This is a genomic window from Polaribacter sp. Z014 (genome assembly GCF_023555435.1).
Taxonomy (GTDB): Bacteria; Bacteroidota; Bacteroidia; order Flavobacteriales; family Flavobacteriaceae; genus Polaribacter.
On the sequence record NZ_JALCZP010000040.1, the window covers coordinates 1 to 10,297 of the forward strand.

A 10,297-nucleotide genomic window follows, 5' to 3' on the forward strand; every position below is an offset into this window, starting at 1 on the left:
CTCACTTGGGAAATTCCTCCGGAATTTCGCCGTTCGTGTTTTATTTAGTAAATTCACTGCTTAATCAACGCAACAAAGCTTATACAACAACGTTGTGCATAATGCGGAAATCGTGCTAAAATCGAACATTTGAACTAAAAAAGCCAACGCTCAAACAGCACATTCATTTTTTCCAACCACATAAGCCAACGCACAAAAAAATAAAAGAGCTGTTTCTTCCCACCGCACAAATCCGAACAAACCAATGAACATCTTTGCAACACCATTGCATTAATAAATTCATATATTTGCATCAATGAAACATTTAGCATTCATATTGTCAATTTACATTTTCGCACTTAATCTAACACCTTGTGCAGATTACGTTGTGTCTGATAATGATGTTAAAACTGAAATCTCACAAGCTATGGATAATGACCATCAGCACCAAGATTCAGATTTATGTTCCCCTTTTTGTATTTGTCAATGTTGCCATATTAGCGCAACATATTTGCACTTTGCTGATTTAACACTCGATATAACTCTTATTTCTACTCAAGATTTTCTACACCTAAACGGTACAGAAAAAGATTTTACCTCTTCCATTTTACAGCCACCAAGGGCATAATTCAGTTTTTTTTAAGGATATCTATATCCAAACGTAACGCTTTTTAATGCAAGCGTTGCTTCGCTTTTATTTTGCGCTTCGCGCAAAATGATATGTTTAACTGAATTAACACCTTTTATATGATTAATAAAATCATTGATTTTTCAATCAATAACAAATTCATTATTGGTTTGCTAACGCTAACCATTGTGGCAGCAGGTATTTGGAGTATGACCCAAGTACCAATTGATGCTGTTCCAGACATTACCAACAATCAAGTACAAGTCATTACACAAGCACCAAATTTAGGAACAGAGGACATTGAGCAATTTGTAACCTATCCTGTAGAAGTTGCAATGAGTAATTTGCCTGATGTCAAGGAAATCCGTTCTATTTCGCGCTTTGGCTTATCTGTTGTAACCATAGTTTTTGATGATGCTATGGGAACATATTTACCTCGTCAATTAGTGTCTGAAAAATTAAACGAAGTCAAGGAAGAAATCCCAAATGGTTTTGGCAAACCAACAATGGGTCCAATATCTTCGGGATTGGGAGAAATTTACCAATACACACTTAAAGTAAATCCAGAATATAAAGACAAATATTCCATTACAGATTTGCGAACGATGCAAGATTGGATTATCCAACGCCAAATGGCAATGGTAGAAGGTGTTGTTGAAGTTAACGCCATTGGTGGTAAAATCAAGCAGTACGAAGTTGCTGTTGACCCAAACGAATTAAAGGCAATTGGAATAACAATTACCGATGTTTTTGAAGCTTTGGAAGCCAACAACCAAAATACAGGTGGTGCATATATCGAAAAAAACCATCAAGCTAATTTTATTCGTGGAGAAGGCTTGGTGCGTAGTTTGGAGGATATTAAAAGTATTACTATAAAGAATTTAAACAACATTCCCATTACCGTTGGCGACATTGCGACAGTTCAATATGGTGCTGCAATCCGTTATGGTGCAATGACGCAAGATGGCGATGGCGAAGTGGTTGGCGGAATGGTTATGATGCTAAATGGTGCCAATTCAAACAAAGTAATTAAAAATGTAAAAACCCGAATTGCTCAAATTGAAAAGTCCTTACCAGAAGGTGTTACCATCGAACCCTTATTAGACCGAAGTAAACTAATTGCAGAAACCACATCAACCGTCTCAACCAATCTTATTGAAGGTGCTTTAATAGTAATTTTCGTTCTTATTTTCCTTTTAGGAAATTGGCGAGGTGGTTTAATAGTAGCTTCAACGATTCCATTATCCTTATTATTCGCATTTATATTAATGAATGTTTTTGATGTTTGGGCAAACCTAATGAGTTTGGGCGCAATAGATTTCGGGATTATTGTTGATGGTGCTGTAATTATTGTAGAAAGCACCGTTTTCCTAATAGCTTCCCAACTCTATAAGAAGAAAAAATTGACATCTAAAGAACGTGATGGCGTCGCTTCCAGCGCATCAAAAAAGATGATGAACGCTGCATTTTTTGGGCAACTTATCATATTGATTGTATTCCTTCCCATTTTAGCTTTGGAAGGGATTGAAGGTAAAATGTTCAAGCCAATGGCATTAACGTTTATTTTCGCAATGATTGGCGCAATGGTACTTTGTTTAACGTATGTGCCAATGATGTCTGCATTAATTCTGCGAGCACCAAAATCTGATAAAAAATCTTATGGAGATAAATTTGTGCATTGGGTAGAACGTAAATACCAACCTTTATTAGAAAAATCTTTATCTAAAGGAAAACTAATAATAAGTATTTCGGTAGTTCTCTTTGGAATTGCTTTGTTTACGTTCAGCAAAATGGGTGGCGAATTTATACCACAACTTGATGAAGGCGATATTGCTTTTCACGCTATTTTAAAACCAGGTAGTTCACTTACAGAAACGATTGAAACAACAACTAAAGTTGAGCAAATTATAAAAGCGAAATTTCCTGAAGTTGAAAAAATAGTCAGTAAAATTGGTGTTGCCGAAATTCCAACCGACCCAATGCCAATGGATTTAGCAGATGTTTTTGTAATTCTAAAACCTAAAAGCGAATGGACTACTGTTTCGACAAAAGATGAACTCATTGAAGAAATAAAGAAAGCAGTTGAGATAATTCCTGGAGTAAACTATGAATTTACCCAACCCATAGAAATGCGTTTTAATGAATTACTCGAAGGTGTCCGTGAAGATATTGCCATAAAAATTTATGGAGAAGATATAAATATACTGTCACAAAAAGCAGAAGAAATTACCAAAATAATCGCAGGAACTGAAGGTATTGGCGATATGAAAGCGGAAGCAACCACAGGCTTACCACAAATGACAATTACCTATAACCGAAGTAAATTAGCACAATACGGACTTCAAATAAATACTTTAAACCAAATCGTACAATCTGCATTTGCAGGTGGAACAGCAGGCGTTATTTTTGAAGGCGAAAAACGTTTTGATTTGGTGGTGCGTTTAAATTCTCAAAATCGAACAGATATTTCAGATGTTCAGAATTTGTATATCAATTTACCATCAGGAACTCAAATTCCGCTACGTGAAGTTGCAGACATCAGCTACAAAGCTGGTCCAATGCAAATAAGTAGAGATAATACCAACCGAAGAACCTACGTAGGTATTAACGTGAGAGGTCGTGATGTAAAATCGTTGGTAACTGAAATTAAATCAAAACTGGATGCCAACCTCGAACTGCCATCAGGATATTTTATTCGGTATGGTGGTGCTTTTGAAAATTTGGAACGTGCAAGCAACCGTTTACAAACCGTTGTACCAATTGCGCTACTGTTGATTTTTGTGTTAATCTATTTTGCACTAAAATCACTTCCACAAACTTTAATGATTTACATCGCTATCCCAATGGCAACCATTGGAGGTGTTTTTGCATTGTGGTTACGTGATATGCCTTTCAGCATTTCGGCAGGTGTCGGTTTTATTGTCTTGTTTGGTGTTGCTGTTTTAAATGGCTTGGTAATGATTAGCGGATTAAACGAGCTAAAAGATGAAGGCGTTACCAATCTTAAAGACAGAATTATTGAAGGTACAAAACGAAGAATAAGACCTATTATGCTAACTGCTTTTACAGATGTTTTGGGATTTTTACCAATGGCAATTTCAGCATCAGCAGGCGCAGAAGTACAACGACCTTTAGCAACAGTAGTTATTGGTGGATTGTTGACATCTACATTATTAACCTTATTCGTTTTACCAATTTTATATCATTGGGTGGAAAATAAATCGTTCACGTTTAGACCTAATAAAAAAGTGGTAACAGTTACTGCAATGGTAGCATTTTTGTTCTTATTGCCAATAACAGGAAATGCACAACAAGTAAATGATACGTTGCCGACTGTTTCAATGGATGAAGCTGTAAAGATTTCAAAAGAAAACTATCCAAGTTTAAAACAAAGGCAGTTGGAAATTGAAAAACAGCAACAATTAAAAGGTACCGCTTATGATTTTGGCACAACTCAAATTTTTACAGGTGGCGAAGAAATCAATAATGGAACAGGAATTTATACCACAGTTGGTATTGGACAATCAAATATTGATGTCTTTGGTATTGCGCCAAAACGAAAATTACAGGAGCAGCGTATTTTATTAGCGCAAAAAGCCTTTCAACTTTCAGAATTAGAATTGGAATTGGAAGTTAAAAAAGCGTGGTCAAATGCCTTTCAGAGTAAACAAAATTATAATCTGTATGCAGCATTGGATTCCATTTACACCAATTTTGAAAAAGCGGTGGAATTAAATTATGAAGTGGAAGCCATTTCGAAACTGGAATATTCCGCAGCTAAAAACCAAGCTTTACAAATTCAAAACAAGTTTTTGCAAACAAAGAGCAACTATCTAATTGCATTACAGCAGTTGAATCTATGGCTCGTTTCGGATGAATTTTATAACGTACCAGACGAATTGGATATCACTAATGAAATTGATATAAACGATTTCAATGCAAAAGAACATCCTTTATATAACCTTGCGCAAATTCAAATAGATGAAGCAGAAGCAAATTACAAAGTTGCAAAAGCCGAAAATCTACCCAAATTCAATCTTCAAGGTGGTTTGCAAAACGTAAATGGTAATTCTGGTTTTTACACCTATCAAGCTGGTATATCAATTCCATTTCTATCTGGCACAACAAAAGCGAATATTAGAACTGCAAAAATTGACAAACAAATTGCCGAAACTAATATTCAATTCAGACAAAACGAAGTTGAATCTAAATTTATTCAAGCCAAAGAAAACTATCTAAAGTGGAAAACATCGTGGCTCTTTTATAAAGAACAAGTATTACCACTTACAAAAGACCAAAAAACAGGCGCATTATTCGCTTACAAAGAAGGCGAGATTGATTATTCGGCATTTACACAACTTATAAAAGAAGCTATTCAGAGCGAAATTGAAGCACAAACAGCTTTGGCAAATTATTTAGAAAGCACTTTTGAATTACAATATTTTAAAAATTAGAACTATGAAAAACACACTATATATCATCTTGACAATTTTAATATTGTCATTTTCAGCTGCCTCTTGTGGCAACAAAGAAAATCACAATGAAGAAGATGGACACGCACACGATGAGGAAACCAGTACTAATCCTAAAGAAGAACATCACGAAGGAGAAGAAGTTATGTTATCATCACAACAATTTGAAGCCTTAAAAATGAAAATTGACACCATTACCTCACGCAATATGAGTGGCTATGTAGAAGCAAACGGAACTTTGGAAGTGCCACCACAAAATGAAGCTGCCATGACTTCGGTTGTTGGTGCAAATGTGGTTTCTATTGAAGTGATTGAAGGCGACAAAGTAAACAAAGGTCAAGTTGTTGCATACCTTTCACATCCCAATATTATACAAATGCAAACCGATTATTTGAATGCGTATAGCAACAGCACTTTTCTAAAGAAAAACTATGAACGACAACAAAAATTATATAATGCAGGTGTAGGCTCTGGTGCAAATTTTCAAAAAGCAGAAGCAGAATATGACGCATCAAAAGCTATGGTTAATGGAATGGCAGCACAGTTAAAATTGTTGAATATTAATTCAAATTCAGTCGCAAATGGTACGATAGCGCAACGTGTAGCATTACGCAGTCCCATTGAAGGTTATGTGCAAAAGGTGGAAGTGAAAACAGGACAATATGTTGAACCACAAACCGAACTCTTTGAAATTGTAGATACGCATCACGTTCACGCAGATTTAATGGTTTTTGAAAAAGACGTTTACAAAGTAAAAAAAGGTCAAAAAGTTACCTTTAATATACAATCTATTGAAGATGATGAATTGAGTGCAGAAATATATTCAGTAAGCAAAACTTTTGAGGATAACCCAAAAGCGGTTCACGTTCACGCAGAAATTGAAAACAAAAAAGGAAATTTAATTCCAGGAATGTACATTCAAGGTAGAATACAGACAGAAAGCACTAAAACAATGGCATTGCCAGAAAGTGCTATTGTAAAAGAAGGCGACAAATTTTATGTGTTTTCAGTTGAAAAAGAAAATGTGGATTGGAGTTTTAAACCAATTGAGGTTATTTTGGGAGATAAAGATGGCGATTGGGTAGCAATTCAATTTTCCGAAGAAATAGCAACAAATACAAAGTTTGCTTATAACAATGCGTACTACCTAATTGCAGAAATGAAAAAGGGCGAAGCAGAACACGCACATTAATTATGCAAACAATAGAACAATTATTAGAGTCAAAAGATATACGAGTTACGGCAATGCGATTACTTATTTATAAGTTTCTTGCACAAAAGCAAGTAGCGGTAACATTAAGCGATATTGAAAACGCTTTTGAAAAAGCAGATAGAACAACTTTGTACAGAACGGTAAAGACATTTGAAGAAAAAGCAATCGTTCATCAAATAGATGATGGCACAGGAATTACCAAATATGCACTTTGCGAAAAAGGTTGTAATTGCGAAATTGAAACCGATTTACATTTACATTTCCATTGCAATAATTGCAATGAAACCGTTTGTTTAACAGAACATAAAATCCCACAGATTAAAGTGCCAAACGGGTTTATTTCCGAAGATATAAATTTGGTAGTAAAAGGTATTTGCGATAAATGTAGTGGTCAATAAATGCACTTCCATTGCACTTATTTTTTAAGCATTTTTACAATATAATTGAATATAAATGAAAAAGAAAAAACTTAATTTAAAAGACCTAAATCCAAATTCTGAAAAAGAACACAGTCACGATGATGGTCATAATCACGGAAGTAAACCGAATAATTTTAAGGCATATATTCCAGCAATAGTAAGCTTCATAATACTTATTGTTGGTATTGCTTTAGATTACTTTGATGTTGCATTTTTTAAAGATTGGATTCGCATTATTTGGTATAGCATCGCTTATTTACCAGTTGGATTTCCAGTTTTAAAAGAAGGTTGGAATAGCATAAAAAAAGGCGATGTTTTTACAGAGTTCTTTTTAATGTCAATTGCCACAATTGGCGCATTCATTATTGGCGAATATCCCGAAGGTGTTGCGGTTATGTTATTTTATGCAGTTGGCGAATTGTTTCAAAATGCAGCAGTCAATAGGGCAAAATCGAACATAAAAGCGTTGCTCGACGTAAGACCAAACGAGGCTTTGGTGTATAGAAATAATGATTTTATTTCGGTTAATCCTGAAACTGTAGAAATTGGCGAAAAAGTACAAGTTCGTGTTGGCGAAAAAGTGCCATTAGATGGTATTTTACTTTCTGATAAAGGTTCGTTTAACACAGCAGCTTTAACAGGCGAAAGCAAACCTAATACGATTGCCAAAAGTGAAAAAGTTTTTGCAGGAAGTATTAATCTCGATGGTGTGATTGAAATTGAAACCACTAAAGAATTTAAAGATAGTTCCATTGCAAGAATTCTCGATATGGTACAAAATGCCACAGCCAGAAAATCAAAAACCGAATTGTTCATTAGAAAATTTGCACGTATTTACACACCAATCGTTGTGTTCTTGGCAATTGGAGTTACGTTTTTACCTTACTTTTTTGTGGATGATTATGTATTTAGAGATTGGCTGTATCGTGCCTTGATATTTCTTGTAATTTCTTGTCCTTGTGCGTTGGTAATTTCAATTCCGTTGGGTTATTTTGGTGGATTGGGAGCAGCTTCAAAAAATGGAATTTTATTTAAAGGTGCATCTTTCCTTGATGCTATGACCAAAATAAACACGCTGGTTATGGATAAAACTGGAACAGTTACAAAAGGCGTTTTCAAAATTAAAGAGGTAAAAGCAATCGGTTGGGAAGAAACCGAATTTATGAAATACCTAATGGCAATGGAGGAACAATCCACACATCCAATTGCCAAAGCCATTTTGGAATATAAAGCAGAAGGCGCAGATTTTAAAGCTTCCGATGTATCAGAAATCGCAGGAAAGGGTTTAAAAGGAATCGTAAACGGAAAATCTGTTTTAGTTGGAAATAAGGCTTTAATGACTGCCAATAAAATTGAAGTCGCAAAAGAAACCAACTCGATTGTAGAATCCATTGTTTTAGTTGCTATAAATGATAAATTTGCTGGTTATGTAGTTATTGCAGATGAATTAAAGGAAGATGCAAAAGAAACAATTATTAATTTACGTAAGATAGGAATAACAACTATTATGATGCTTTCGGGCGATAAAGATTCCATTACCCAAAAAGTAGCATCCGAATTAAATATCAAACAAGCCAAAGGTGGATTATTGCCCGAAGACAAATTGAATGAAGTAGAAATATTAAAGAAAAATCCAGAAAACAAAATTGCATTTATTGGCGATGGAATAAATGATGCACCAGTTTTAGCAGCAAGTGATGTTGGTATTGCAATGGGTGGTTTAGGAAGTGATGTTGCAATTGAAACCGCAGATGTTATTATTCAAACCGACCAACCTTCAAAAGTGGTCAGAGCAATAAAAATAGGTCGTTCCACTCGAAAAATTGTTTGGCAGAATATAGGCTTGGCATTTGGAGTGAAAGTGATTGTGTTGATTTTAGGAGCAGGTGGATTAGCTACAATGTGGGAAGCGGTCTTTGCAGATGTAGGTGTGGCACTTTTAGCAATTTTAAATGCAGTTAGATTACAGAAAATGAATTGGGATTGAGTAACATTGCGTAAAAATTTGGTGCTAAATTGAAAAATCGATAACCGAAATGCCAACGCTTAAGCCATACACATTTACAGTCGCATCATCCAAGCTTCGCCAAAACTGTAAAAGAGTATGTCTTGCCAACGCTCACATCTGAACTAAACAAAAAACATCGGAAAACCAAGCTGAACGTGAAAAGCACTATGCACAACAATGTATATAAAACATAGCTATTACAGGCTTTCCGAGAGGTTTTTGCTTATTTGTTAAGTCCGCCAATTTTTTATTTTTGTATATTTAGAAAATTAAAGATAAATAGAAAAAATAAAAAATCGGCTCGTGTATAATCCGAAACGAAAGTGTCTTTTTACACGCTACGTTTCATATACGGAGACGTTAGGTGTCATTTAAAAAATGAAGCGTCCTGAAATAGGTTGACTAAAAATTAAACATTTAATTATAGTCACTTATGAAAACACAAAAAGAACACTGGCGAAAAAAAAGCTACCAAAAAGTAACACTTGAACTCAAATTATCTGTCGTTGACCAAATTCAAAATGGTCAGATTTCCACTAACTTTGCTTCCAAAAAATATGAGGTTCCAAGGACGACAATTGGGTATTGGATCAAAAAACATAGTACTTTAGTCCAACAAAAAACAGGTATGAGTAAATTAGATGAAATTAAAAAACTAAAGGAACGTATTGAAGAACTGGAGTTTGTAAAGGACTTTCAGCAAGATATTATTGCAGATATGGAAATCATTACTGGCGTCGATTTGTCAAAAAAGTCGCTACCCAAAACATTAGCAAAAGAGATAGAACTAAAGAAGAAAAACATTTTAAAAGAAAATTGAAGCCTCCTGAAATAGGTTGACTAAAAATTAAACACTTAATTATACTCCGTATTAATTTATATAGAAGAAAAAATTTAATTCTTATATGAACCAAATAATTTGTGATAAGGTATCTCTTTTAGTTTTTCATCTATTTCCTTATCGATTGGAATTGCAAAATCATCTTGAAACCAAACAACTGTAATACAACCAACGTATCACAATAAATAAATTGTAACACAATACTTGTGATACATTGCAACAAAGTAATTTTATTACCTATTTAATATGGCATTTTAGTCTAAAAAATGTAATACAAGCCATAAAAACGTACAACATTAGTATTACAAACTATTGGCAAGGAGCAACTATATTTTGGCAAATAGATGCTAAAAATAAGAGGTGGTAAAATTATGTTGTACAATTGTAACACAGGTAAAAGAGTGAAACAACCTTATAATCATTTTAGTTCGATGCACAAGTAATAAAAGTTAGACAACTTTGTATTACAACAATGCTTATTGGGTTTACACAACGTATTCAATATTAAAAAAAGTGATACAATTTGCATTGTGGAATCTAAAAAAACTGCCGTAATAATGAGTATAGTAACACCAAATTTCCTATGGTTAGCTACAGGTAGTAAAACAGGTTTTAAAAAAGAAATGCTACAAGCTATAAAAAAGTATAAAGTTATTGCCTACCCAGATAAAACAGAATACAAATCATGGAATGAAAAAGCAATACTTTTAAATAAAGAAGGATTTACTATTCAATGT

General features: G+C 34.2%; 6 protein-coding genes and 1 pseudogene. All 7 read left to right on the forward strand.

Going from position 1 to position 10,297, the window contains the following annotated elements; translation table 11 throughout:
- The first annotated feature begins 295 nt into the window (after nucleotides 1–295).
- The gene (locus tag MPF19_RS18395; protein WP_249989747.1) at nucleotides 296–607 is read left to right on the forward strand and encodes a DUF6660 family protein; all 312 of its coding nucleotides are present in this window, start codon (nucleotides 296–298) and stop codon (nucleotides 605–607) included.
- A gap of 119 nt (nucleotides 608–726) precedes the next feature.
- The gene (locus MPF19_RS18400; protein WP_136583793.1) at nucleotides 727–5,061 is read left to right on the forward strand and encodes a CusA/CzcA family heavy metal efflux RND transporter; all 4,335 of its coding nucleotides are present in this window, start codon (nucleotides 727–729) and stop codon (nucleotides 5,059–5,061) included.
- A gap of 4 nt (nucleotides 5,062–5,065) precedes the next feature.
- The gene (locus MPF19_RS18405) at nucleotides 5,066–6,271 is read left to right on the forward strand and encodes an efflux RND transporter periplasmic adaptor subunit (RefSeq protein WP_249989748.1); all 1,206 of its coding nucleotides are present in this window, start codon (nucleotides 5,066–5,068) and stop codon (nucleotides 6,269–6,271) included.
- 2 nt (nucleotides 6,272–6,273) lie between these two features.
- On the forward strand, nucleotides 6,274–6,690 hold the full coding sequence (locus tag MPF19_RS18410; protein ID WP_117881269.1) for a Fur family transcriptional regulator: 417 nt from the start codon (nucleotides 6,274–6,276) through the stop codon (nucleotides 6,688–6,690).
- Between the two features lie 55 nt (nucleotides 6,691–6,745).
- Nucleotides 6,746–8,698, forward strand: coding sequence for a heavy metal translocating P-type ATPase (locus MPF19_RS18415; RefSeq protein ID WP_117881267.1), 1,953 nt, complete (start codon nucleotides 6,746–6,748; stop codon nucleotides 8,696–8,698).
- Nucleotides 8,699–9,152: 454 nt separating this feature from the next.
- A complete protein-coding gene (locus MPF19_RS18420) occupies nucleotides 9,153–9,539 on the forward strand; it encodes a helix-turn-helix domain-containing protein (RefSeq protein ID WP_249989749.1) in 387 nt (128 codons plus the stop codon).
- 235 nt (nucleotides 9,540–9,774) lie between these two features.
- Nucleotides 9,775–10,297: pseudogene (locus MPF19_RS18425) on the forward strand (DUF6371 domain-containing protein); the annotation flags it as partial.